Annotated in this window: 19 protein-coding genes; 6 read left to right on the top strand and 13 right to left on the bottom strand. The window is 61.5% G+C overall.

Features of this window, described 5'->3' with window-relative positions:
• Positions 1–8 precede the first annotated feature (8 nt).
• Entirely contained in the window at positions 9–1,358 is a 1,350-nt protein-coding gene (gene glmM / locus ACQY72_RS09530) for a phosphoglucosamine mutase (RefSeq protein ID WP_428153230.1), read from the bottom strand.
• Positions 1,359–1,520: 162 nt separating this feature from the next.
• On the opposite strand from glmM, the gene glmS reads away from it, so the two are divergent.
• The gene (gene glmS, locus ACQY72_RS09525) at positions 1,521–3,335 is read left to right on the top strand and encodes a glutamine--fructose-6-phosphate transaminase (isomerizing) (RefSeq protein ID WP_428153229.1); all 1,815 of its coding nucleotides are present in this window, start codon (positions 1,521–1,523) and stop codon (positions 3,333–3,335) included.
• Here the strand turns inward: glmS and ACQY72_RS09520 are convergent.
• The 5 genes from ACQY72_RS09520 to ACQY72_RS09500 form a co-directional block, all read right to left on the bottom strand.
• Positions 3,296–3,964, bottom strand: a complete 669-nt coding sequence (locus ACQY72_RS09520; protein ID WP_428153228.1) for a Crp/Fnr family transcriptional regulator — start codon at positions 3,962–3,964, stop codon at positions 3,296–3,298. The two genes, glmS and ACQY72_RS09520, sit on opposite strands and share 40 nt — an antisense overlap.
• Positions 3,965–4,016: 52 nt before the next feature.
• Positions 4,017–4,760, bottom strand: a complete 744-nt coding sequence (locus ACQY72_RS09515) for a Crp/Fnr family transcriptional regulator (RefSeq protein WP_428153226.1) — start codon at positions 4,758–4,760, stop codon at positions 4,017–4,019.
• A complete protein-coding gene (locus ACQY72_RS09510; RefSeq protein ID WP_428153225.1) occupies positions 4,757–5,020 on the bottom strand; it encodes a DUF6894 family protein in 264 nt (87 codons plus the stop codon). Before ACQY72_RS09510 ends, ACQY72_RS09515 begins: the two co-directional genes overlap by 4 nt.
• Before the next feature lie 70 nt (positions 5,021–5,090).
• Positions 5,091–6,590 (bottom strand): phosphomannomutase/phosphoglucomutase, encoded by a 1,500-nt coding sequence (locus ACQY72_RS09505; RefSeq protein ID WP_428153223.1) that lies wholly within the window; start codon positions 6,588–6,590, stop codon positions 5,091–5,093.
• A 30-nt stretch (positions 6,591–6,620) separates the two neighbouring features.
• Positions 6,621–7,706, bottom strand: a complete 1,086-nt coding sequence (locus tag ACQY72_RS09500; RefSeq protein WP_159848062.1) for a glycosyltransferase family 4 protein — start codon at positions 7,704–7,706, stop codon at positions 6,621–6,623.
• Positions 7,707–7,880: 174 nt separating this feature from the next.
• On the opposite strand from ACQY72_RS09500, the gene ACQY72_RS09495 reads away from it, so the two are divergent.
• Positions 7,881–8,735 carry an FkbM family methyltransferase gene (locus ACQY72_RS09495; protein WP_428153221.1) on the top strand — a complete coding sequence of 285 codons (855 nt, stop codon included), beginning with the start codon at positions 7,881–7,883 and terminating at the stop codon, positions 8,733–8,735.
• Between the two features lie 34 nt (positions 8,736–8,769).
• Here the strand turns inward: ACQY72_RS09495 and ACQY72_RS09490 are convergent, their stop codons facing one another.
• Both ACQY72_RS09490 and ACQY72_RS09485 read right to left on the bottom strand, forming a co-directional pair.
• A complete protein-coding gene (locus ACQY72_RS09490; protein WP_428153219.1) occupies positions 8,770–10,989 on the bottom strand; it encodes an AGE family epimerase/isomerase in 2,220 nt (739 codons plus the stop codon).
• 133 nt (positions 10,990–11,122) lie between these two features.
• A complete protein-coding gene (locus tag ACQY72_RS09485; RefSeq protein ID WP_428153218.1) occupies positions 11,123–11,584 on the bottom strand; it encodes an Lrp/AsnC ligand binding domain-containing protein in 462 nt (153 codons plus the stop codon).
• Between the two features lie 110 nt (positions 11,585–11,694).
• Between ACQY72_RS09485 and putA the strand changes: the two genes are divergently transcribed.
• Positions 11,695–14,826: a bifunctional proline dehydrogenase/L-glutamate gamma-semialdehyde dehydrogenase PutA gene (gene putA, locus ACQY72_RS09480; protein WP_428153216.1), complete on the top strand. Its 3,132-nt coding sequence runs from the start codon at positions 11,695–11,697 to the stop codon at positions 14,824–14,826.
• Here putA and ACQY72_RS09475 read toward each other — a convergent pair.
• On the bottom strand, positions 14,823–15,521 hold the full coding sequence (locus tag ACQY72_RS09475; protein WP_428153215.1) for a class I SAM-dependent methyltransferase: 699 nt from the start codon (positions 15,519–15,521) through the stop codon (positions 14,823–14,825). The genes putA and ACQY72_RS09475 overlap by 4 nt on opposite strands.
• A 94-nt stretch (positions 15,522–15,615) precedes the next feature.
• Between ACQY72_RS09475 and ACQY72_RS09470 the strand changes: the two genes are divergently transcribed.
• Positions 15,616–16,932 (top strand): glycosyltransferase family 4 protein, encoded by a 1,317-nt coding sequence (locus ACQY72_RS09470; RefSeq protein ID WP_428153214.1) that lies wholly within the window; start codon positions 15,616–15,618, stop codon positions 16,930–16,932.
• A gap of 7 nt (positions 16,933–16,939) precedes the next feature.
• Here ACQY72_RS09470 and ACQY72_RS09465 read toward each other — a convergent pair whose 3' ends face one another.
• The 3 genes from ACQY72_RS09465 to ACQY72_RS09455 are packed head-to-tail and all read right to left on the bottom strand — an operon-like array spanning position 16,940 to position 20,297.
• Positions 16,940–17,695: a tetratricopeptide repeat protein gene (locus ACQY72_RS09465; protein WP_428153213.1), complete on the bottom strand. Its 756-nt coding sequence runs from the start codon at positions 17,693–17,695 to the stop codon at positions 16,940–16,942.
• Complete coding sequence (locus ACQY72_RS09460; protein ID WP_428153212.1) at positions 17,692–18,981, bottom strand: glycosyltransferase; 1,290 nt, start codon at positions 18,979–18,981, stop codon at positions 17,692–17,694. The genes ACQY72_RS09465 and ACQY72_RS09460 overlap by 4 nt, the downstream gene beginning before the upstream one ends.
• Positions 18,918–20,297, bottom strand: coding sequence for a glycosyltransferase family 4 protein (locus ACQY72_RS09455; RefSeq protein WP_428153211.1), 1,380 nt, complete (start codon positions 20,295–20,297; stop codon positions 18,918–18,920). Before ACQY72_RS09455 ends, ACQY72_RS09460 begins: the two co-directional genes overlap by 64 nt.
• Before the next feature lie 182 nt (positions 20,298–20,479).
• Between ACQY72_RS09455 and gmd the strand changes: the two genes are divergently transcribed.
• On the top strand, positions 20,480–21,460 hold the full coding sequence (gene gmd, locus ACQY72_RS09450; protein ID WP_428153210.1) for a GDP-mannose 4,6-dehydratase: 981 nt from the start codon (positions 20,480–20,482) through the stop codon (positions 21,458–21,460).
• A 2-nt stretch (positions 21,461–21,462) separates the two neighbouring features.
• Positions 21,463–22,422 carry a GDP-mannose 4,6-dehydratase gene (locus ACQY72_RS09445; protein WP_428153209.1) on the top strand — a complete coding sequence of 320 codons (960 nt, stop codon included), beginning with the start codon at positions 21,463–21,465 and terminating at the stop codon, positions 22,420–22,422.
• Here the strand turns inward: ACQY72_RS09445 and ACQY72_RS09440 are convergent.
• The gene (locus ACQY72_RS09440) at positions 22,419–23,876 is read right to left on the bottom strand and encodes a hypothetical protein (RefSeq protein ID WP_428153208.1); all 1,458 of its coding nucleotides are present in this window, start codon (positions 23,874–23,876) and stop codon (positions 22,419–22,421) included. The genes ACQY72_RS09445 and ACQY72_RS09440 overlap by 4 nt on opposite strands.
• Positions 23,877–23,883 lie beyond the last annotated feature (7 nt).

Genomic DNA, 23,883 nt, shown 5'->3' with positions numbered 1-23,883 from the left:
GCCGATCCTCAGCCGGCGGCGCGCACCGCGCCGGCGACATCGGCCACCACCCGTTTCACCAAGGCCTCGTCGTCGCCCTCGGCCATCACGCGGATCAGCTTTTCCGTGCCCGACGGTCGCACCAGCAGGCGGCCCTGACCGTTCAGCGACGCCTCGGCCTCGGCGATGGCGGTCTTGACCGCAGCGGTCTCCAGCGGTTTTTCGGCGGTGAAGCGGACGTTCTCCAGCTTTTGCGGCACGGGATCGAATTGACGGGCCAGTTCGCTCATCGGCTTGCCGGATTCGACCAGCACCGCCAGCACCTGCAGCGCCGCCATCAGGCCGTCGCCGGTGGTGGCGTGGTCGTGCAGGATGATGTGGCCCGACTGTTCGCCGCCGATGTTGAAGCCGCCCTCGCGCATCCGCTCCATCACATAGCGGTCGCCGACCTTGGTCCGCTCCAGCGTCAGGCCCTCGGCCGTCAGCCGGCGCTCCAGCCCTAGGTTGGACATAACCGTGGCGACGATGCCGCCGCCGGTCAGGAGGCCGCGTCTGGCCCAGTCCAGCCCGACCAGGGCCATGATCTGATCCCCGTCCACGACCTGGCCCTTTTCGTCGCAGATGATCAGCCGGTCGGCGTCGCCGTCCAGGGCGATGCCGATGTCGGCGCGGTAGCGTTTGACCGCATCGACCAGGGTCGCCGGATGGGTCGAGCCGCACTCGGCGTTGATGTTGGTCCCGTTCGGCGTCACCCCGACGGGGAAGACCTCGGCCCCCAGTTCGAACAGGGTGGTGGGCGCGACCTTGTAGCCGGCGCCGTTGGCGCAATCGACGGCGATGCGCAGCCCTTGCAGCGTCAGCCGTTTGGGGAAGGCCTGTTTGGCGATCTCGATATAGCGGGCCTGGGCGTCGTCGATCCGCTTGACCCGACCCAGCTTGTTCGACGGCGCCAGGCCCTGGTCCAGGCCTTGGTCCATCATGGCCTCGATCTTCAGCTCGATCTCGTCCGACAGCTTGTAGCCGTCCGGCCCGAACAGTTTGATCCCGTTGTCGGCATAGTCGTTGTGCGAGGCCGAGATCATCACGCCCAGGTCAGCCCGCATCGAGCGGGTCAGCATGGCCACGCCCGGCGTCGGCACCGGGCCGAAGGTGCGCACGTCCATGCCCACCGAAGCGAAACCGGCGACCAGCGCCGGCTCGATCGTATAGCCGGACAGGCGGGTGTCCTTGCCGATCACCACCAGATGACGGCGGTCGTCGTCGGTGCGGAACAGTTTTCCAGCGGCCAAACCGACGCGCAGCGCGACCTCGGCCGTCATCGGATAGGTGTTGGCGCGCCCGCGAATCCCGTCGGTGCCGAAATATTTTCTGTCGCCCAAGGCCTGGTCCTTTGTTTCGGGTAACGTTCCGAAACCCCTTTTTTGATGCGGCCCGCCTTAAGATTGCATAGACGGCCGGTGGGGCTTGATGTGTGGCTTAGCCCCGGATCGCCGCCAGTGCAAAGCGGCGCCCCTTTCCCTGACCTCTCGGAGCCTTCGCTTATGTGCGGCATCATCGGCGTCACCGGCAACGGACCTGTCGTTCCCCGGCTGATCGACAGCCTGAAACGGCTGGAATACCGCGGCTATGACTCGGCCGGCGTCGCAGCGGTCGTGGACGGCTCAGTTGAACGCCGCCGCGCCAAGGGCAAGATCCGCAATCTGGAAGCCGTTCTGGTCGAGGAGCCGATGACGGCGACGGTCGGCATCGGCCATACCCGCTGGGCCACGCACGGCGCCCCCACGACGGCTAACGCCCACCCGCACAAGGCCGGCCGCGTCACCCTGGTCCACAACGGCATCATCGAGAATTTCGCCGAGCTGAAGGCCGAACTGGCCGCCGAGGGCCACGTCTTTGAAAGCCAAACCGACACCGAGGTCATCGCCCACCTGCTGGATGCCGAACTGAATACGGGTCGTGCGCCGCTTGAGGCGTTCAAGATCACCTTGGATCGCCTGACCGGCGCCTATGCGCTGGCTGTGCTGATCGACGGGACGGACGACCTGATCCTGGGCGCGCGTCGCGGCAGCCCGCTGGTCGTCGGCTGGGGCGAGGACGAGATGTATCTGGGCTCGGACGCGCTCGCGGTCGGTCCCTTCACGCAGAAGATTTCCTACCTGGAAGAGGGCGATTACGTCGCCGTGACCAAGGCCGGCGCCCAGATGTTCGACGTGGCGGGCAAGCCGGTCGAACGCGCCATCGTCCAGGTCTCGGCGTCCTCGGCCATGGTCGAGAAGGGCGAGTATCGTCACTTCATGGAAAAGGAGATCCATGAACAGCCCGACAGCGTCCAGCACACCCTGTCGGAATATCTCGACCTGGTGACCGGCACGGCCAAGACGAACACCGTCGATTTCGCCGCCATCGACCGAATTCAGATCGTGGCCTGCGGCACCGCCTTCTACGCCGGTCAGATCGGCCGTTATGCGTTCGAGAAGCTGGCGGGCCTGCCCTGCGACGTCGAGATCGCGTCCGAGTTCCGCTACCGCTCGCCGGCGGTGTCGCAAAAAACCCTGGCGGTCGCCGTCAGCCAGTCGGGCGAGACCGCCGACACCCTGGCCAGCCTGACCTGGTGCAAGGCGCAAGGGTTGAACACCGCCGCGGTCGTCAACGTCCATTCCTCGTCCATGGCGCGCGAGGCCGCGGTGTTGTGGCCCACCCATGCCGGGCCGGAAATCGGCGTCGCCTCGACCAAGGCTTTCACCGCCCAGGTCGCGGCCCTGCTGGCGCTGGCCGTCGCGGCCGGCGTGGCGCGCGGCCGGATCGATGCGGCCCAAGAGGCCGAACTGGTCAAGGCCCTGTTCGAAAGCCCCCGCCTGATCGCCGAGGCCCTGACGATGGGCGACAGCATCCGCGCCGTCGTTCAGGACCTGGCCAAGGCCGACGATGTCCTGTTCCTGGGTCGGGGCGCCATGTTCCCGCTGGCCATGGAAGGGGCGCTGAAGCTGAAGGAGATCAGCTATATCCATGCGGAAGGCTATGCCGCTGGCGAGTTGAAGCACGGTCCCATCGCCCTGATCGACGAGGAGACCCCGACCATCGCCCTGGCCCCGCTGGACGATGTGTTCGAGAAGACCGCATCCAACCTTCAGGAAGTGGCGGCCCGCGGCGGCCCGGTCATCATGATCGCGCCGGAGAGCGCACCCGACCTTCACGGCGCCGGAATCCGGCGTATACACGCTCCCGATTGCCACCCGTTGATCGCACCCCTGGTCTATGCCGTGCCGGTGCAACTGCTGGCCTATTACACCGCCGTCCAGAAGGGCACCGACGTGGATCAGCCGAGGAACCTCGCCAAGTCCGTCACGGTGGAGTGAGGCGCGGCCGCCGTCTCGCGCAGGGCCTCGACATCGGCGATCTGGATCGCGCCACGCCTTAAGCGCAGCGCGCCCGCCGCGCACAGTTCGGTGCAGGCTGTCGAGACGCTGGCGCGCCGCACCGACATCAGGTCGGCCAAGTCGCTCTGACGCAGGGATACAGTGTCGCCGCCGCCCTGGTCGTGAACGTCAAGGATGAGCGTTGCCAGACGCTGGCTGACCTTGAGGGCCGCGTGACGTCCTAGCTCAGCTTGAAGCGCGGCGTTGCGGCGGCGCAGGTCGGTCAAGGTCGCCTCGATCAGGGTCTCGCGGTCGATCCGCTGGGCCAGCCGTCGCGCCGGCACGGTCAGGAACCGTCCCGCCGTCAGCCACAGGGCGACTTCCTTCTCGCCGCATTCCGTCACGGCGTCGAAATTGATCAAGTCGTCGCGGGAGGCCAGGCCGCGCGACAGGGTTTCATCCGGGCCGAGACGGGCGGCGACTCCATCAAGAATGAAGGTGACCTGGGGTTCGCCATCACGCGTCAGGGCGGTGCGTTCGCCGGGCGCAGCATTGAAGGCATCGCCCTCGTCCAAGCCTTGAACGGCCAGTAGGGAGAGCAGCGACCGTGCGAGGTTCGACGTGGACATGCGCCGTGTAGACCGCCAAACGGCGTTCTGCGCGATAACATGCGTTAAGGGGTCAGACGGGGTCGCTCTGAAGCCTCAGATAGGTCGGGTCGAACTCGGCGATCTCGGCCAGGCGGCGCCAGTCGAGGATGTCGATCCGACCGCCTGACCAGTTGACCACGCCCTCGCCGCGCAGTTCCGAGATCAAACGGCTGACATGGACCGTAGACAGGCCCAGAGCGTCGCCCAGAACGGCCTGCGTCAGCGGCAGGTCGAAGCTCAGGTCACCGGTCTGGCCGACGGCCTGAAGACGCAGATATAGCTCGCAGACCAGATGCGCGAGATGACCCAGACCGCTGCGCCGACCCATGGCGACCAGCCATTGGCGATGGATGGCGGCGTCGATGATGGTGTCCAGCCACAGCAGACGTGTCAGGTGCGGATGGCGTTCTGTGATGTCGATCAGGCCGCTATGGGGCGCCTCGGCGATGACGCACTCCGTCAGGGCGACTACCCCATGATCCATCTGCTTCATCAACAGGCTGTGCAGGTCGATGAAGTCACCGGCCACATTGATCTCGGTGATCTGGCGCGCGCCGTCTTCCAACGTGGAGTAGCGGGCCGAAAAGCCGGAGATCAGCAGCGTGCTGTGCAATGGCCGCGTATGTTCGCGCACGATGTCAGAACCTGCGGCGACGGTCTTGGGCGACTCCAGCGCCTTTTGCAGAGCCTCGATCTCGTCCGGCGAGATGCGGTCGCGCAGAGACAGCTTCTCGACCAGCGTGGTGATCTTGGGTGCGGCGCGAGGTCTGCTCATGACGCTGTTTCCACCAGGCTCCATCCGTCAGGCGCGTCGTCCGAGGCGGCTGCGGTGACGCTGACGACCGTCTGACCGTCCGCATCCGTGACGATGACGCTGAACGCCCCCGTATTCCAGAAGGACGACCCGCGATAACGCAAAATCTCGCCCAGAACGGCGACGGCCTCCTCCCTGGCGGCGTCGACGCTCTTCAGCTCCTCGCCCTGGTCGTCGCGGATGCAGTCGCCGTTCTGGGTATGGAAAAAGTAGCGCGGCAATCGTTCCTCCTGACAGCAGGCAAGGGAGGTAGCGGCCACGGAGCCGATTGGTTCAGCCTTCTGTGATCTTTCAGATTTCCTGGTTAAAGGCGCCGATTTCCGGATAGGCGGCCAGACGAGGCTTGATTTCCTTGCGGAAGAGATCACGCATGTCGTCTTCCGACCACATGCTTTCGACCACGACCACCAGTTCCGGCTTGTTCGACGAGGCGCGGACCAGGACCCAGGATCCGTCGTCCAGGTGAACCCGAACGCCGTTGACGGTGATGGCCTCCAGGATCTTGCGGCCTAGGATTTCGCCGCCGGCCTCAGCCAGATCTGAGTATTCCTTCACGATCCGCTCCAGCACGCCGTACTTCAGCTCGTCGTCGCAATGGGGCGACATGGTCAGGCTGGTCCAGGCGTCGGGCAGGGCCGACTTTAGCTCGCTCAGTTTCTTGCCCGGATTGCGGTCCAGCATGGCCAGGACGGCCCCGGCCGCGACCAGGCCGTCGTCATACCCATGCCCCAGATCGCCGGCCATGAAGAAATGGCCCGACTTCTCGAACCCGGCCAGGGCGCCCAGTTCGGCGGTCTTGCGTTTGATGTAGGAATGGCCCGTCTTCCAATAGACCACCTCGGCGCCGTTGGCCTTGAGGATCTCGTCGGTCTTGTAGAGGCCGGTCGATTTCACATCGACGACGAAGGTGCTGTCCGGATAGACCTTGGACAGGTCGCGGGCCAGCATCAGACCGATCTTGTCGGCGAAGATCTCCTCGCCCGTGTCGTCCACCACGCCGCAGCGGTCGCCGTCGCCGTCGAAGCCCAGGGCCAGATCGGCGCCGGTCTCGCGCACCCGCTGGGCCATCTGCACCAGCATGGCGTGATCTTCCGGGTTCGGATTGTATTTGGGGAAGGTGTAGTCGAGGTCGGTGTCCATCTCGATCACCTCGACCCCCATGCGGCGCAAAGCGTCTGGGGCGAAGGCGCCGGCCGTGCCGTTGCCGCAGGCGCAGACGACCTTCAGCGGCCGCTTGATCTGAACCTTGGAGGCCACATCGGCGACATAGGTCTCGCGGAAGTCCTCGACCCGGACCAGCTTGCCGCCCGGGCGGGTCACGCCCTCGCCGTTCAGCACGATCTCTTTCAGTCGGCCCATCTCCTCGGGGCCGAAGGTCAGGGGCTTGTTCGCCCCCATCTTCACGCCAGTCCAGCCGTTCTCATTATGGCTGGCGGTGACCATAGCCACGCAGGGCGCGTCCAGTTCGAACTGGCCGAAATAGGCCATGGGAGACAGGGCCAGGCCGACGTCCAGAACCTCCATCCCGCCTTCCAGCAGGCCCAGGATCAGGGCCTGTTTGACGCTGAGGCTGTAGCTGCGAAAATCATGGCCGGTGACGATCTTCGGCGGTACGCCGATTTCGTGGACATAGGTGGCCAAGCCCAGACCTAGCGCCTGGATGCCGAGGAGATTGATCTCTTTTTCCAGGATCCAGCGTGCATCGTATTCGCGGAAACCGGTGTGCTTAACCAGCGCCTGGGTTTCGTAGGCGGCCGTGTTCGGCTTCAGATCCTGACGGGGCTTCAGCATGGTGGTCCTTGGTTGTGGACGGCCGGCCAATCAGGCTGCGGCGCGCTTGCGAATACGGGCTATGCGGCGCAGGCGGCGCCAGAAACGGCCGCGCTCCGGCTCGGGATAGGGCTGCAGGTTCTCGACGAACTGATCGGCCGAGGCCCGCCAGCTGAACTTTTCCGCATAGGCGCGGACGACCTTGCGGTCGAGTTCGAGGCATTCCAGGCAGGCGGTCCTGAGATCCTTATCGATAGCCCCGGCGTTCGAGCCGGGGATGATGTCGATAGGGCCATGCGCCGGATAGGCGGCGACCGGCGTGCCGGCGGCCATGGCTTCCAAAATCACCAGGCCGAAGGTGTCGGTCCAACTGGGGAAGACGAAGACATCGGCGTCGCGGAAGCAGCGGGCCAGATCGTCGCCGAACCGGGCGCCCAGGAACTTGGCCTCGGGATATTTCTCCTGCAACTCCGCGCGGGCGGGTCCGTCGCCGACGACGATCTTGGTGCCGGGTAGATCGAGCTGAAGGAAGGATTCGATGTTCTTCTCGACCGCTACGCGGCCGACGTTCAGGAAGAAGGGGCGGGGCCAGTCCTTGCCCCCCAACTCATCGTAGATGCGCTCCAGGTCGGGGTTGAACACGTCCGTGTCCACGCCGCGCGACCAGGGAGAAACGTTCTTGAACCCATGCTCGACCAGTTCGTCGCGCAAAGTCGGCGTCGCCACCATCAGCCGGCCAGACGGCTTGTGGAACCACTTCATATAGGCGTAGCCGACCTGGACCGGGATCGGGAAACGGGCCGAGACATATTCGGGGAATTTGGTGTGGTAGCTGGTCGTGAACGGCAGTTTCCATTCCACGCAGATGCGGCGTGTGGCGATGCCGATCGGACCCTCGGTGGCGATATGCACGGCCTCCGGCTCGAAGGCTCGCAGCATCTCACGGATCTCTTCTTCCGCCCCTAGCGCCAGCCGGATTTCCGGATAGGTGGGGCACGGAATGGTCTTGAACAGGCTGGGCTCGATGACCTCGACCTCATGGCCCATGCTGCGGCATTCCGCGACCGTACGGGTCAGGGTGCGGACGACGCCATTGACCTGAGGTTCCCAGGCGTCGGTGGCCAGAACGATGCGCATTGAGGCGGGCGGACCCTGAGCCGTTGGTAAGGGCGGAACTTCTAGACGGTTCGAATGACGAAGGCGAGACGGTTGCAGTTGTTTGGTCAATACCAATAGGATAAGCGGCGGTCTGCTTGGCAGGCGCGCATTGGCTCTGCTGCGGCAGTGACCGTCGTGGATTCGGAAAGCGTTATGAAAAACTGGTCGAAATCGGTTTCCAAGTTGTGGAGACCGAAAAAAGACGTTGCGCGTAACGATATGCCCGAGCGGCCATATTTCTATCTAGGCGATGGCTTGGCTCTTACGAAGCTCAAAAGCGGCCACTTCCTTTATGTTGACCCGATGGAAGAAAGTGTTTGTGCGCATCTAATTGCGCACGGAACATGGGAGCCTTGGATCGCTAAGGTTGTGCTGAGCCTGCTGAGGCCCGGAGATCGTGTCGTCGAGGTTGGCGGGCACGTCGGGTTTTACACCGTGGCAATGGCTCATCGAGTAGGGCCTGGCGGAAGTGTTCTGACATTCGAAGCGAATCCGAGACTTGCTGCGCTTTCCGCCAAGTCGGTTCGCCTGAACGGCTATGCGTCTTGGGTGCAAATCATTCAAAAAGTCGCAAGCGACACGGCTGGTGCTGTCAGGTTCTCGATCTCCCGACAATATGGAGGCGGCGGCCACGTCTACGTGGGAGATAATGCGCTCGGCGGCGATACTCAGGTACTTGAGGTCGAAGCGATCCGTTTGGATGATCTTGATCTGCCCAACGTAAGATTGCTTCGGATTGATGCAGAAGGGTCGGAGCCGTTGATTTTGTCGGGAGCCGAAAATCTTCTTCAGCAGCCTGATATCATTCTATGCATTGAGTGGGACGTAGTGCAGATACGTTCCCGCGCGGACCCACAACAAGTCGCTAATCGACTCCAAGAAATGGGATTCAGATTTTGGCGCATCACCACCAAGGCGCAACTTTTGCCCGTTGATTGCAATATTCTTGGAGATTTGGACCCGTGCGATCTTGTGGTCGCTCGGTCGAATCCATTTGGTGAACGCTGACGACGTGTCCGAAGAACTGCTCTAGCTGTAAATTTCAAGCGAGGGATAAGGTGGCGCTCATGTTTGGATTTAGAGCAATGATCGTTTGGCGCACCTGAACATAGGCGGCCATGATGTGGTAGAACGAGCTTGCGGGAGCAGGCTCGTCGATGAAGCTCCCATTTTCGAGAAGCTTGTCATGCCACAGACCTTGCGGCGTCAGATAGCGCCATAGGGCCCGTTGTGCTCGCGCCGCTTGATCGAGACATTGCGCGCGTCGCCCGTCGTCGCTGAGCGTGGCGAGTATGAGCGACGCCTTCAGCCATTCGGTCTGAGGCCACAGGCGCGAACGTGGGCTACGCACGCTGCCGTCGATGTTCATGGCGTCGATAGCGATGCCGCGTTTCTGATCGACGCCCTTCAAGCCTGCTTCATAAAGTCGCCAGGCGTCTGCAATCGCCGCTGCATCGTTTCGGCTTCGGCCATAACGCGCCACCAGCCAGGCCCATTCGAACTGATGGCCAGGCTCGACCAGTCGGCCGTCATCGCCGGCGGCGGGCGACCAGTCCGCATTGAAGAACTCGCGCAGGCTGCCGGTTTCTGCATCGATGAATTCGGTCCGGGTCAAATGCACGATTTGGTCGGCGAGCACGCTCCACCGATCGCCGCCGCCGACGTCTTCCCATGCCAGGGCCGCCTCAAGAAGATGCATGTGGGCGTTGGATTGGTAGGGATGGCTTCCGGCTTCCTTCAGCCCACCCTTTGCATCGGCTCCTTGCATCAGCAGGTCGCGAATCGCCGCGGCTTCATCTTCAAGCGCAGGGTTTTCAGTCACGCTCGAGATGCAGGCCAAGGCGAAGATCAGGAAGGCTTGGTCATAAACCATCGCCGTTTCGTCAAGCGGCGATCCGTCCGCCGCCAGCAAGGTGCGCATCTGACCGTCGGGGCGCAGGTAGGCAGACTTGAGGCGATCCAGTCCGCTATCAACGACGGCTTTCCATGGCCCCTGCCAGCCTTGACGGCCAGCCTCGGCGTAGACCTGCAACTGGCGCGCCTGGACGCGCGCCCGACGGGATGTGGCGATGTGTCGGCCGTCGAGCGCCAGGACCTCTTCGAAGGCGCCTGTCTCGTCCTGGCCCAGGCTTGACCAGACTGGAAGTGCGGCCTGTCGGAGCCAGGTCGTCAGGCGAGCGGCGCCGGCCTCCAAAGTTTCCAGGGGTTTGGCGGACGGGAAGTCGAGATGTTGCGGCGACAGCCTGCGCAGTCGCTCCACCACCTTCTTGACGTCCTGGCTCTTCTTCAGGTCCGTGACCAGCACGGCATCACGTTCTACGATGATGCCGACATCCCTCAGGCCGATGGCTGCGACCATCACGCCATCGCACGCACGAACGAGGCAGCCTTCCGAATCTTCCAGAATGTGGAGGCCCACATCGCCTTCGCCTGAAGCGTGCACCGAGTCCCAGGCGCCGAGGTCCGACCATTCGAACCGCACGGGCAAGACCGACGCACGGGAGGTCTTTTCCATGACGGCATAGTCGATGGAAATCTTGGGTGCAGCCTTGAAGCCGGACCCCAGGGTTATGCAGGGCCCGTCGATTTCCGCCTGATCCAGCGCAACCTGAACCGCCTCTCCGACGGCAGGCGCCCGATCAGCGATTTCCTTGCCCAACACGTCCGCGCGAACGATGAAGTTGCCGCTGTTCCAGAGATAGCCCTCGGAAATATAGCGGCGGGCCGTCGCCTGGTCAGGCTTTTCGACGAAGGCGGACACCTCCGACAGCATGGGGCCTGAGGGGGCGATGTAACCGTAGGCCGAGGAGGGTTCGGTGGGAACCACGCCCAAGGTGACGATACGCCCTTGCGCAGCAGCCAAAACGGCTTCTTTGACCGACCGGCGAAACGCCTCGGCATCGGGGATGTGATGGTCAGATGCGACGAATAGATTGACCGCATCTTGCGCATGACGCGCTGTCCACAGCGCAGCGGCGGCCATGGCGGCCGAAGAATCTCGACCTTCGGGTTCCAGCAGGATGACGGCGGTGACGCCGATTTCCTCAAGCTGTTCGAGGATGGCTCGCTTATGGGTTACGCCACCCACAACAACCAGTTCACCGCCCATATCCGCAAGAGCCGCTACGCGAGCGACTGTTTCCTGAAACAGGGACCTATTTCCAGCTAGAGGGATGAACTGTTTCGGAAGCGAGGGCCGTGAAGCAGGCCACAGTCGCGTTCCGGAGCCGCCGCACATGATGACGGGATAGATGGTGGCCATTTATCAACGCTGTGATCTGTCAGGTGTATCAGCCTCTTAGGTTAGTCGCTGTCCGCCGTCACCTGATTTCGCCGACCCAAAGTTGCGACTAGATCCACATATTGTCCCTTGGCGCTGTGCTGACGTGCACTCGTTATAGAGGCAATACGGTCGTCGATTTCACCTCTTCCAGCACCGCATAGGTTCGCGTCTCTCGTACGCCCGGCATGCGCACAAGCACGTCGCCGAGGAACGCGCGATAGGCGTCCATGTCGCCGACGCGGGCCTTGATCAGATAGTCGAAGCCGCCGGCGACCATGTGGCACTCCAGCACTTCGGGCTGACTACGGACGGCGGCGGCGAAGGCTTCGAAGACGTCGCCGGTGGTGCGGTCCAGAAGGACCTCGACGAAGATCAGCAGGTCGCGGCCGACTTGGGCCGGGTCGATCATGGCGGCGTAGCCGGTGATGATCTTCTTTTCACGCAGCCGTTTGACCCGTTCGAAACAGGCGGCGGGCGACAGGTTGCATTGCCGCGCCAGTTCCGCGTTGGACAGCCGACCGTCGGTCTGGAGCACACGCAGGATGCGGCGGTCAACCGCGTCTATATCGATCATCGGAAATCGAGGCTCTGCACCGAACGATCTTCGGTCAAGCCTCGTATCATACGAAGCACCTTCAATGAACTCCGGCCTATACGGCGCAAATCCACAGGACTTTCCCGCCCATGACCTCGCCCGCCTTCACGCCTTCGAGCCTGGCCGCCTGGGACGGTCTGGACGCGCACAAGTTCCGCGACGAGCGCGAGGCCGTGGCCGCCAACCTGGCCCGCATGCCTCTGGACGCCGCAGAACGCGCTGCGGTGGTCGGGGAAGCCACAGCCCTGGTCGAACACGCCCGCCGCAGCCAGAAGAAGCAGGGGGTGGTCGAGAGCTTCCTTCAGCAGTTCAGCCTGGGCACCCGGGAGGGTCTGGCCCTGATGTGTCTGGCCGAGGCCCTGCTGCGCGTGCCGGACGAGGAGACGCGCGACCGGCTGATCGCCGAGAAGATCGGCTCGGCCGACTGGGCCAGCCATCTGGGCCAGTCCGACAGCCTGTTCGTCAACGCCTCGACCTGGGGCCTGATGCTGACCGGCAAGCTAGTCGATATCGATGACGAGGCGCGCAGCGACCTGCCCGGCTTCCTGAAGCGGATCGCCGGGCGACTGGGCGAGCCGGTCATCCGCCAGGCGGTGGCCACCGCCGTCAAGATCATGGGCGAGCAGTTCGTCGTCGGCCGCACCATCCAGGGCGCCCTGAAGCGGTCGAACAAGGAAGGCTGGCTGTGCAGCTTCGACATGCTGGGCGAGGGCGCCCGCACCGTCGCCGACGCCGACCGCTACGAGAAGATCTACGCCGACGCCATTGAGGCCGTCGGCAAGACGTCCAAGGGCCAAGGACCGGAACACGGTCACGGCGTGTCGGTGAAACTGTCGGCCCTGTCGCCCCGGTATGAGGCGACGCACGAGGACGACGTCTGGGCGACCCTGTATCCCCGCATTCTGCGCCTGGCCCAGATCGCGGCTAAATACGACATCAACTATACGATGGACGCCGAAGAGGCGGATCGTCTGGCCCTGTCGCTGAAACTGTTGGACCGGCTGGCGCACGAACCCTGCCTGGGCGGCTGGACCGGCCTGGGTCTGGCGGTGCAGGCCTATCAGAAGCGCGGGCTGGAGACGATCGAGCGCGTCGCCGAACTGGCGCGCCGCTCGGGCCGCCGGCTGATGGTGCGGCTGGTCAAGGGCGCCTATTGGGACACCGAGATCAAGCGCGCCCAGGTCTTCGGCCGCACGGATTACCCCGTCTATACGACCAAGGCGGCGACCGACCTGAACTACCTCGTCTGCGCCAAGGCCATGGTCGAGGCCGCGCCGGCGATTTACAGCCAGTTCGCCAGCCACAACGCCCACACCTTGGCCGCCGTGCGCCGCATGGCGCGTGACCGGGGCGTGGCCGTCGAGCACCAGCGCCTGCACGGCATGGGCGAGGCGCTTTACGACGCGGCGCACGAGGCCTGGGCCAATGAGAGCGTGATCGTCCGCGCCTACGCCCCTGTCGGCGGGCATGAAGAGCTGCTGCCCTATCTGGTTCGGCGCCTGCTGGAAAACGGCGCCAACTCCTCCTTCGTTCACGCCCTACTGGACGAGCGCGTGCCCGCCTCGGCCGTCGCGGCCGATCCCATCTCCCTGGTCGAGCAAGCGCCCGACCGTCACCCCAAGATTCCGGTTCCGAAAGACATGTACGGCGATCGTCAGAACTCCCTCGGCCGCGATTACTCTCAGGCCGCCGACCGTGAAGCCCACGCCAAGGCGCTGGAGGGCGTCGACCGCGAGAAGCTGACCTCAGGCCCCATTGTGGCTGGCCGCCTGCGCGCAGGGATCGACGCCCAGCCCGTGACCAACCCCTTCGACCGGTCGCAGGTCCTGGGACATGTGTCCGAAGCCGAGACGGCCGACATCGACGCCGCCGTCGAGGCCGCTGCGAACGCCCAGGTTCAATGGGATCGCCAAGGTGGCGCCAAACGCGCCATCGTCCTGCGCGCCATGGCCGATGCGCTGGAGGCCGACCTCGACCGTCTGGTCGCCCTGCTCAGCCGCGAGGCGGGCAAGACCCTGAACGACGGCGTCGCCGAGGTGCGCGAAGCGGCCGACTTCTGCCGCTATTATGCCCTGTTGGCCGAACGCGACTTCACCGCCCCCCAGACCCTGAAGGGCCCGACCGGCGAGACCAACCAACTGTTCCTGCACGGACGCGGCGTCTTCGCCTGTATCTCGCCTTGGAACTTCCCCCTGGCCATCTTCACCGGCCAGATCGCCGCCGCCCTGGCCGCCGGCAACGCCGTTCTGGCCAAGCCGGCCGAACAGACCCCGCTGATTGCCGCCGAGGCCGTGCGCCTGTATCACAAGGCCGGGCTGAACCCCGACCTGCTGGCCCTGGTCCCCGGTCGTGGCGAGACGGTCGGCGCGGCCCTGGTCGCCCACCCCGGAATCGACGGCGTGGCCTTCACCGGGGGCACCGACACGGCCGCCGCCATCAACCGCTCGATCGCCGCCCGCCCCGGCGCCATAATCCCCTTCATCGCCGAAACGGGCGGCCTGAACGGCATGTTCATCGACACGACGGCGCTGAAGGAACAGGTCATCGACGACGTGATCCAGTCGGCCTTCGGCTCGGCCGGCCAGCGCTGCTCGGCCCTGCGCGTCCTCTATGTACCCAGGGATTCGGCTGACGCCCTGATCGAGGGCCTGAAGGGCGCCCTGGCCGTCCAGACCGTGGCCGACCCCGCCGATCCCAAGACCGACATCGGCCCGGTGATCGACCCGGAATCGCGCCGCGCCCTGGAAGCCCACGTCGAACGCCTGTCGAAGGAAGCGAAAATCATCGCCCGGGCCAACCTGCCGCTCGGCGCCGAAAAAGGCGACCTGTTCGCCCCCACCATCGCCGAAATACCGACGCCCGATTTCCTGGAGCGCGAGGTCTTCGGCCCCATCCTGCACATCTACCGCTACGCCCCGTCAGACCTGAAGGCGGTCGCCGGCAAGCTGGCCGCCCGCGGCTACGGCCTGACCCTGGGCGTCCACAGTCGCATCGAAGCCTTCGCCGCGGAAGTGGTCGACCTGGTCCCAGCCGGCAACGTCTACGTCAACCGCTCCATTACGGGCGCTGTGGTGGGGGTGCAGCCGTTCGGCGGCGAGGGCTTGTCCGGTACCGGCCCGAAGGCCGGTGGCCCAAACAGCCTGATTCGCTATGCGGCCGAGAAGGCGATCAGCGTGAACATCGCTGCGCAGGGCGGCGATCCAGCGCTACTGAACCTTTAACGGCTTCGACGCTTCCACCACGGCGTAGACAGTTGCGTGGCTTCAGGCTTGCGACACGAGACAATCGTGAACTGACCCGGCGTTTCGTTGCGCAAGATGGTCATCTCATCAGCCAACAGTGCGCCTTGCCGGCCCTCCTCGGTCATTTGGTAACAATCCTGGCCAGCCCAACTCAACACTTGAAGTCCCTGCTCGTTAGCCAGGCCAAGTGTTTCATTCAGCGTGTAGTGCTTGAAGTGGAAGTGGTTGCCCGTGGCTTGGTGGGGCAGCAAATCTTCGTTGGGTGTCGAAAAGATTATCTGCCCCCCTGGCTTAAGCGCTCGCGATAGAGAGGCGAAAAACGCTTGACCATCGGGCACGTGTTCGACGGATTCCAGTGACACTATGAAATCAAAGGCTGCCTCGGGCAGTTCGAACGGCCAGTAAGCGTGAGCGTATAAAGTGCGCGGAGTAGGAAAATGATCGCTGGCGAACACTACAGCTTCCTTAGAACCATCTAGTCCTAAGACATGCCGAGTGCGAGAGAGCAGCCATGCGCCATAGCCGTTGCCACAGAAGGCATCCAGGCCATACCCTCCCGCAGGAATGATGCGATCCGCCCACTCATAGCGATACCTGTGGTCGGCGCGAATATCGTCATAGACGCCGGCGACCTGGCGTTCGCCTGAATATAAGCCGAGATCGTGAGCCGTCATGGAAAAGCCGGGGCTGGTGGTGAATAGCCAGAATCGGCATCACGCCTAGCGGCGCAACGTCGACTTCATGCTAGTCTGGCTGAGGCTGATAACAATGACGGAATCGCGCGTGTCTGCAATTTGCATCGACGGCTTCAACCTTGCCCTGCCCAAAGGTTCGGGCATCGCCACTTACAGCCGCAACCTGCTCACAGCGTTCGAAGATATCGGCATCAGCGGTCAGGTGCTTTACGGCCCACCTGCCAAAGACAGCCGCAAGATATCAGAGGTGACGCTTGCAGACGCCCATCGTGAACCCGCGAAAGGCAAGAAGCTTGACCGTTTTAAAAAAACGGCGATGTCGCAGTTTGGACGATCAGCCTATCCCATTGTTCCAAGCGACGATGTGATCTGGTCGTCCAGAGGCGGTGGGCGCCCCCCGGCCGACTGCTTTTGGGCCGCTGGCAATCTGTTCCACTATGCACATCGTTGCTTTCAAGCTTACGGTCAGGTGACGCCTGTTTCGTTTGCGGAGAATGAGGGGCCGGCGCGCCCTGATGCGGTCCAATGGACTGCAACGCTACCTTTGTATGCAAAGAGTGCAGCCAATATATATACGATCCACGACCTTATACCGCTGCGACTTCCTCACACAACTATGGAAGATAAGCAGAGATATCTTCGCATGTGTGAGTTTATTGCGAAGAAGGCCGACCATATTTCTGTGGTGTCCGAAACGACCAAGAATGACGTCATAAAACTTCTCGGGGTCAGCGCTGACCGGATCACCAATACGTATCAGTCCGTTTCAATCCCGCATTCCATTCTCAGCCGATCGGCCGCTCAGGTCGCCCTAGAAGTCGAGGGGGTCTTCGATCTCGGATGGAAAGAATATTTCCTCTATTTCGGCGCCATCGAGCCCAAGAAAAATGTCGGGAGGATCGTCGAGGCCTATCTGGCTTCTGGCGTCGAACGCCCGCTCGTGATCGTAGGTGGCAGGGCCTGGCTTGAGGAGGGCGAGGTCGCGTTGCTTGATCAAGTGCAGCGAGACGGCACCAGGGCAGGCAAGCGGATCCGCCGCTATGACTATATGCCGTATTCTATGCTGGTCAGCCTGATACGCGGCGCCCGCGCGACGCTGTTTCCGTCGCTTTATGAGGGATTTGGTCTTCCGGTGCTGGAATCCATGCTCCTAGACACAGCGGTGCTCACCTCCACGGGAGGCGCGCTGCCAGAAGTTGCTGGTGACGCGGCTATGATGGTCGATCCCTATGATGTGCCTGCCATTACCAGAGGGATACAGGCGCTGGCGTTGGATGATGATCTGGTGGATGATCTGGTCAAGCGTGGGCTAGCTCGCGCCGCTGCGTTTTCTCCGCAGGCTCATGCAGAGAGAGTGCGCGCCATGTACGCTGGACTCGGGCTTGCCTAAACTGGTCTCAAACGGCGCTTGCTGCAGGTGTGAGGCCAAGCGAGGCGAGCAAGGCTTGACCATCTTCGCTGTCTGGAAACAGCATGGCGAAGTTCTTTGCCATGCTGGCGGCCGCTTTGCGATCGCCACATCCAGTCGCTGCCTTGATGGTCTCGTACAGGATTGAATAGTCGTCGGGATGCCTTGCCTGCGCATTGCGGAGGAGGCGGTAAGCCGACGGCAGGTCATGCCTGGCCAGAAGTCGACTTCTAATCAACCAGGCTTCACGCGAGCGTCTAATTTTTGGGTTCATTGCGAAGGCTGCAAAGAGATCCCGCTCGGCCGCTGGAATATCTCCCAGGCTGTGATGAGCAATCGCCAAATGAAGTAAGACTTCAGATGGCGAGATTGGCCATGCGGTCGAAGCTATGCCTTCGCCTTCCTGGGCCGCCATGATCGATAGCGTTTCGTCCCAATGTCGGCGCGCCGTCCACCAATCCGAGCCGCGAACCGCTACGCCGGCCAGGCCGGCCTCGGCATGGACGCGATGGCTTGCAAACGCCTTGATGTGCTCGAAACCTCGTCGAGCCCTTTCATAGTCGGCCAACTCGTTGTGCATATTGGCTGACTGAAGCATGGCGTTGATATTTGACGGGTCCAGTCTCAGCACGACCGTCCAGTGGCCCAGCGCCGACTTCCAATCATGACGCGCCTGGGCCGCCCGCGCCTTCTGGCGCTCACGCTTCACGGCCCGACGCCTGAAGCTCTTAATGGGATTGATCACGATTTCAGCCCCGCGTTCGCTCGCTTCACGGCTTTATCGACCTCGGCGATGAGGTCGCTGCATTTGAGAAGGTTGTCCCAGTAGAGGCCATGACGTTTGGCCAATTCCGTCTTCGTCAAGCTTAAGGGCGGGGCATAGATAACATCAAGCATGGCGTCCCGGAACTGCTTGGGTGTGCTCGCAACGATCACCCCCTTCTCGTGCTCAAAATCTTCGAATGACCTGAGGGCTGTCGGCGTCGCGATTAGCCATTTGCCACTGCAAAGCGCCTCGGCGGTCTTCAGATTGCTGCCCCCGCCGGACGCTATCGGCAGAAGGCTTCCCTTTGCCCCATTCTGGATCCAGTGAAGTTCTTCATCTGAAGGGCGAGCAAAGAAATGGACGCGGTCCCCATAGGATGAGGCGTGCGGAAGATAGTCGATCGAGGCGAAGATGCCGTCGGCGGCGCCACCACAGACCGAAATCAACTTGCGCGGCGGCAGGCCGTAAAGCGAGTCGCCGAGCACAAACTTTGTGAACCCGGAAATGTTGGGTGGATAGGCGCTGCCGACAAACACGAGATACTCGCCTTGGGGTAGCTCGCCGCCACCGTCCGGCTTCTTGAGGCGACCCGGCCGGTCAGTCCCGTTGCGAATAGTCAGGACGGGCGCACGGGGCTTGAGGTCGCGATAGTAGTCGGCCTCAATCGCAGAGACCGCTACGATCAGATCGGCGGCCTGCACAAGATTTCGTTCGACGGTTTCAATGGCGGAGACGGCGCGGTCTGTCTTTTCTCGGGACACGCCGGCGCCTTCAAGAATTGCGCGTTTCAGGGGCGCTTCGTGATTATGCGACGAATAAACGATCGCCACTCCGTCCAAGTCCCCTAATGCCTTCATTTTTTCGACCAGCGGCCACATGAACGGCTGTTCCAGGTGGACGACGTCTGGTTTGAAGTCGCCCGCGATGGCCCGGAAGTGCTCCAACGGTTCGACATTCTGGCTGGCGAAAACGCCAGAGCCCAGATCGTCAATAAACGGAATTTCAGAAAACATACCTCCCGGCGATCCGTAAGGCAGGTCATCCTCCGTCACGGTGTCCGCACCGTATGCGTTCGGCATGTAGACAGACGCATAGCGAAACTCGTGGCCCGCAGTCTTATAATATGCCGCGATGTTGCTTACCCGCCGTTGGCCGCCGTGGATTGGTCGCCGAATAGGGTAGGTTCCAAACGATAGAATTCTCACTTGCTCACGCCCATGGCCGCGTTTAATCGGTCGTAAAATTGGTCTGCGGACAGATCCCATGTCACGGGCTTATAGTGATCTCGCGATCGCTGCTCGTAGGACCTGACGAGTTGGTCGTCGTTCATGAAATCGCGTATGGCGTCGGCCCAGGCGCTGATATCGTAGGGCGGAATATAGAGGGGAGCATCGCCTCCGACCTCAGAGAGAGACCCCGTATCGCTACTGATACAGGCCTTACCCAGCGCCATTGCCTCGACGAGCGAAAGACCATAGCCCTCATAGCGAGAAGGGAAGACGACAAAACGCGCGTCCTCATAGAGAGCGCCAAGTTCTGCATCCGAAATGTCGGACAAAATGACGATCCGATCCTTGATCGCCGGATTTGTGCGAATTTCCTGAAGCAGGTTGTCGATATTCCAACCTGCTCTGCCGACGAAAACGCAAACAGCGTCGTCGTCAACTTGGCCGCTGCGAACAAGATGGTCGAATGCTTCGACGACGGTGCGATGGCTCTTTCGCGGTTCGATCGTCGAGACATACAGCAGATATTTTGATCCGCGCAGTCGAGCATTTGTCTGGGCGTCACCGCTCTGACTGGAACCTATATCGGAGCCAAGTTGCCAAGAGTCCATCGGCAGGCGGGGCATACGCCACTCCGTCATGTGCTTTTCGACGTCACGCTTGGTGGTTTCGGAAATACAAAGCGCATAGTCGGCAGTCCAAAGAAGTTCTCCGAAGTATCGTTTTAAAACATCTACATATGACGGTACGACAAAATGCGGGTAAAGTAGCGGTATTAAGTCATATATAATCGCCACATACTTGAAGTCTCGCTTTCCTTTGGCGATCCTTATTTCACGAAGATCTTTATGTTCCCAATCCAGCCCGGCGTTGATAATCCAAGTGTCGCTATTCAGCCGAATTTTGCGTCCGACGAGATCAGTCGTTGGCGCCAGTCTACGCTGGGCTCCCCAGTGTATAGGGATCACCGAGAGGTTGTTGCGTGATCTTAGAATGTGAGCCAGCGACATATCGGCAGCATGGCGAACAGCTGCAGAAAGCGCCCTCGCATCTGATACGCCCCGTCCCACTGTATCACCGACAATCCGGCCGACGTCGCTCTCATCCACTCGACTTGAGAAGTCGGCCGCTAGAAGGTCGGCGCGATCAACGTGGCAACTGCCGGACAGCACGGCCTCGGCCAGCCATGGAGCCATCTCATAAAAGGCTCGGCTTGGCGTATGGTAGAAGCAGTACGCAGCTGCGACCCCGCTGCGGCCGCCAGCCCTTTTCGCAATCTCTCTCTCGACGCGGGTGATGCCCACTGGAAAGCCGCCCCAACAAAGGGAGGTGGTGAGGTCAAAATACAGTTTCATCGCATATTCTGCCGGTTGGCGCGCGCTGGAGCGTTCACTTCGGGGATTCTATAAATGCTTATAGGGCGCCACCGAGCGCTGACAATGGAACGATAAATCCATCGTCAGCCCAAAGAATGGCGCTTTGACTTCAAGGCTCCGCCGATGCTAGCTCGGGCTGATCTGTGAGATGGAGCTTAGACTTGGCTAGAACCGCGTTGGTTACGGGCGTTACCGGGCAGGACGGAGCGTATCTATCCCAGCTTTTGTTGGAAAAAGGATACGAGGTTTATGGCCTTGTGCGTCGGTCGAGCCATTCAGAGGTCGATGATCATCGTCTACGGTGGCTGAATATTCACGAGGATGTCCGTATCGTTGATGGCAATCTTACAGACCTGAGTTCGCTAATTCGCGTTCTCCGAGAGATCAAGCCCGACGAGATTTACAATTTGGGCGCGCAGTCTTTCGTTAAGGCCAGCTGGGACCAGCCTGTTGTGACAGCGAATGTCACGGCAAACGGGGTGTTGAATATTCTTGAAGCCGCTCGATTTGAAGCTCCGGATGCGCGGTTCTATCAGGCGTCCTCGTCCGAAATGTATGGGCTGATCCAAGAACCCATGCAGAGTGAGACGACGCCTTTTTATCCTCGCAGCCCCTACGCGGTCGCTAAGCTCTACGGTCACTGGATTACCGTGAACTATCGTGAGAGTTTCGATATGCATGCGTCGTCGGGCATTCTTTTCAATCATGAATCTCCACTGCGTGGTTTTGAGTTTGTGACGCGCAAGGTCACGCGCACAGCGGCCGCCATCAAGCTGGGATTGGCGAGCAAGCTTGAGATGGGCAATCTGGATGCCAAGCGCGATTGGGGGCATGCCAAGGACTATGTGCGCGCCATGTGGCTTATGCTTCAACAAGACAAGCCTGATGATTATGTGGTCGCGACCGGCGAAACCCATACCGTTCGGCACATGATCGATGTGGCGTTCCGGCAGGTCGATCTGAATCCCGACGACTATCTGTCGATCAATCCCAAATTCCTTCGGCCGGCGGAAGTCGATGTTCTTCTTGGCGATGCGACCAAGGCGCGCAAACAACTGGGCTGGACGCCAGAGATCAGCTTCGAAGCGCTGATTGCAGAAATGGTTGAAGCTGACCTGGCTCGTCTGCGCCGCACGCTTTGAACATGCAGGGTGGCGCAAGGGTCCTCGTCACGGGCGCTGGTGGTTTCGTCGGTCGACGTCTCGTGGAAGCGCTTTCCAGAAATCCGGGCGCCGATGCTGTTCTTGCGCTCGGAGGGACGGCCACGAATGGATCGAAAGTTGAGACCCGGATGGCCGATGTCACGACCCATGAGGTCGAGGCCGCAATCGAAACCTTCGGCCCCAGCCATATTGTGCACTTGGCTGCTAAATCGTCTGTGGCGGCATCCCTGCGGGATTGTCGCGGCGTCATGGATGTGTCCGTCGGCGGAGCGCTGAAAATAGCCGACGGAGTGTCGGCGTATGCTCCCAACGCGAAAATCTTGTTCGCAAGTTCGGCAGAAGTCTACGGATCGGCATTTTCCCCTGGCCTGGAACTGGACGAGACAAGTCCGGTTGCGCCCGCCAATCCCTATGCCCGATCAAAGTTGGTGGCCGAGTTTCTTCTCGCGGATCGTCTGCAGTCTGACGCCAGTCTGATCGTGATGCGCCCACTGAACCATATCGGACCAGGGCAGGACGCGAGATTCGTAGTCTCCACCTTTGCTCAACAAATCGCGGAGATCGAGCGCGGGCTCCGTGCGCCGGAAATCCTGGTGGGAAATCTCGATGCCCAACGTGATTTCATGAGCGTGGATGATGTCGTGGACGCCTATCTCCGCGTTCTGTTCTCGAAGCCAATTGAGCCCGGGACCCGAGATGTGTTCAATGTTTCTTCTGGCACTTTAAGAAGCATACAGAGTGTTCTGGATAATCTTCTTTCGCTCTCCACAGCTGACTGTGAAATCGTCTTGGACCCAGCGCGTTTTCGACCGAACGATATCGCGGTGACGCGCCTTTCCAGCGCTAAGCTGAAAGAAGAAACGGGCTGGGCGCCCACAGCTGAGTGGACCGCCTTGTTGACTTCGGTGCTCGACGAGCAGCGTGCCCGATTGTCTGTCTAGACCGAAGCCAGAGCAGGTGCCCGACTGATGGAAAACAACATCAAGCCCAATTCTCGGAAGTCAGGTACGCCTTCAATGTCGCAAGGACGACGCGGCGTGCGTCGGTAGAAGACTAGTTGCAGGCAATCGCCATGCTTAGGTTTTTCTACTTCGAAGCGAACTAGGGCTGGATCTCCTCTGTTCGTCGGCAAGACCGCTGTCGTGATGCGGCGGCCGTTGCTCCAAATTTCCACCTCATCAGTGACACCCCGCCCCCCTGTGTAAACTGCTGCCGAAATTTCCAATGTAAGCGGGCCCACCTGATCTGATGGCCATGAGAAATCCAGTGCAGCCAAGCCCGTCGACCACACGCCCCATGCGTCAGGCTCATGCCATCCGTAGGCCTTTGCGCTAATTGACACGGGGGAAGGCTCGCTAGGAATCTGCGGCGGTACCGCCTTGGGCGGCAGGAAGGCAGATGTTGCCCACTGCATCCCCAGTAGTGCTTTCAGGCTTCGTGAAGCAGCGCCTGCGCCTGAAGCGTTGGTGTTTCCAAACCAGGCCGCAATAGGCCCGAACAGGTCGGCCATGCGGACGCTGGTGAACTCGCTCCTAACGGGATAGCCGTGTGAAAGGTCGGGCCTCAAAGCCACGGATTCCACGCCAAAGTTGGTCGCTTCATGCAGAACGGAACTTGAAAGCGCAATGACGTGACTGACTTGCCCGGAGGCCAGCATCTCATAGGCGCTTCGATCTGTAAGACGTGCATTCTCTAGTGACAGAAAGGCAAGACGATCGGCCTCTCCGGGCGGAGAATGAGGATGGGGACGTACCCATATTACCGGATACTCTCGCGACAGCCGTGTCAGTTCGTCGACATGCTCACCAAGATTTGCAAATCCCCATGCGTCAAGCAGGGCGCTGTCCAACGGCATCTGAAGCGTGAGGAGGGCATCCTGGCGTAACCGATTTTCATGCCCAAGCCTGAACGCGTCGAACTCCAGTGCTGCTGCTTCAAGTGCGAGTTCTTGTTGAAGTGGCGCTTGGTCAACAAGGTCACGCAGTGGAATAAGATTGCTGCGAGCCAGAAAATAGTAGTCTGGGCCGAATCGGCAGGGATGCAGACGAAGATCCAACGCCGGCGCCCCTCGTGCACACAGAGCCTGCCAAACATTGTCTGGGGTCTCAAATCCCACATAGACGATATCGCCGAGTCCGGCGATCGTCGCTTCTAGCTCATCAGAAAGTGGCGCTTCACGTTGGCGAGCCCATCTTGCCACAGCGTCCAGTCCCGCCGGAGGCGCGATACCTAGACGTTCTGGTGAAAGCAACTCAACGTCCACAGGTCCAAGCATGCCGGTGGTAATCACCTTCAGTCGTTCGACGTTGAGGCGCTGCTCCCAGAGACCGTTGGACGACAGTCTAAAAGGATCGCCGCCTAACAGCACGGGCTTAGCGATGGTGTCGTCGTACAATTTCGTT

The organism is Brevundimonas sp. (genome assembly GCF_965279155.1).
Classification (GTDB): domain Bacteria; phylum Pseudomonadota; class Alphaproteobacteria; order Caulobacterales; family Caulobacteraceae; genus Brevundimonas.
This window is presented reverse-complemented; position numbering and strand designations above follow the sequence as displayed.

Coding starts and splice junctions, on each gene's coding strand:
- glmS (WP_428153229.1), top strand. CDS start 1,521: ATGTGCGGCATCATCGGCGTCACCGGCAACGGACCTGTCGTTCCCCGG.
- ACQY72_RS09520 (WP_428153228.1), bottom strand. CDS start 3,964: ATGTCCACGTCGAACCTCGCACGGTCGCTGCTCTCCCTACTGGCCGTT.
- ACQY72_RS09515 (WP_428153226.1), bottom strand. CDS start 4,760: ATGAGCAGACCTCGCGCCGCACCCAAGATCACCACGCTGGTCGAGAAG.
- ACQY72_RS09505 (WP_428153223.1), bottom strand. CDS start 6,590: ATGCTGAAGCCCCGTCAGGATCTGAAGCCGAACACGGCCGCCTACGAA.
- ACQY72_RS09500 (WP_159848062.1), bottom strand. CDS start 7,706: ATGCGCATCGTTCTGGCCACCGACGCCTGGGAACCTCAGGTCAATGGC.
- ACQY72_RS09495 (WP_428153221.1), top strand. CDS start 7,881: ATGAAAAACTGGTCGAAATCGGTTTCCAAGTTGTGGAGACCGAAAAAA.
- ACQY72_RS09490 (WP_428153219.1), bottom strand. CDS start 10,989: ATGGCCACCATCTATCCCGTCATCATGTGCGGCGGCTCCGGAACGCGA.
- ACQY72_RS09485 (WP_428153218.1), bottom strand. CDS start 11,584: ATGATCGATATAGACGCGGTTGACCGCCGCATCCTGCGTGTGCTCCAG.
- putA (WP_428153216.1), top strand. CDS start 11,695: ATGACCTCGCCCGCCTTCACGCCTTCGAGCCTGGCCGCCTGGGACGGT.
- ACQY72_RS09475 (WP_428153215.1), bottom strand. CDS start 15,521: ATGACGGCTCACGATCTCGGCTTATATTCAGGCGAACGCCAGGTCGCC.
- ACQY72_RS09470 (WP_428153214.1), top strand. CDS start 15,616: ATGACGGAATCGCGCGTGTCTGCAATTTGCATCGACGGCTTCAACCTT.
- ACQY72_RS09460 (WP_428153212.1), bottom strand. CDS start 18,981: ATGGGATCTGTCCGCAGACCAATTTTACGACCGATTAAACGCGGCCAT.
- ACQY72_RS09455 (WP_428153211.1), bottom strand. CDS start 20,297: ATGAAACTGTATTTTGACCTCACCACCTCCCTTTGTTGGGGCGGCTTT.
- ACQY72_RS09445 (WP_428153209.1), top strand. CDS start 21,463: ATGCAGGGTGGCGCAAGGGTCCTCGTCACGGGCGCTGGTGGTTTCGTC.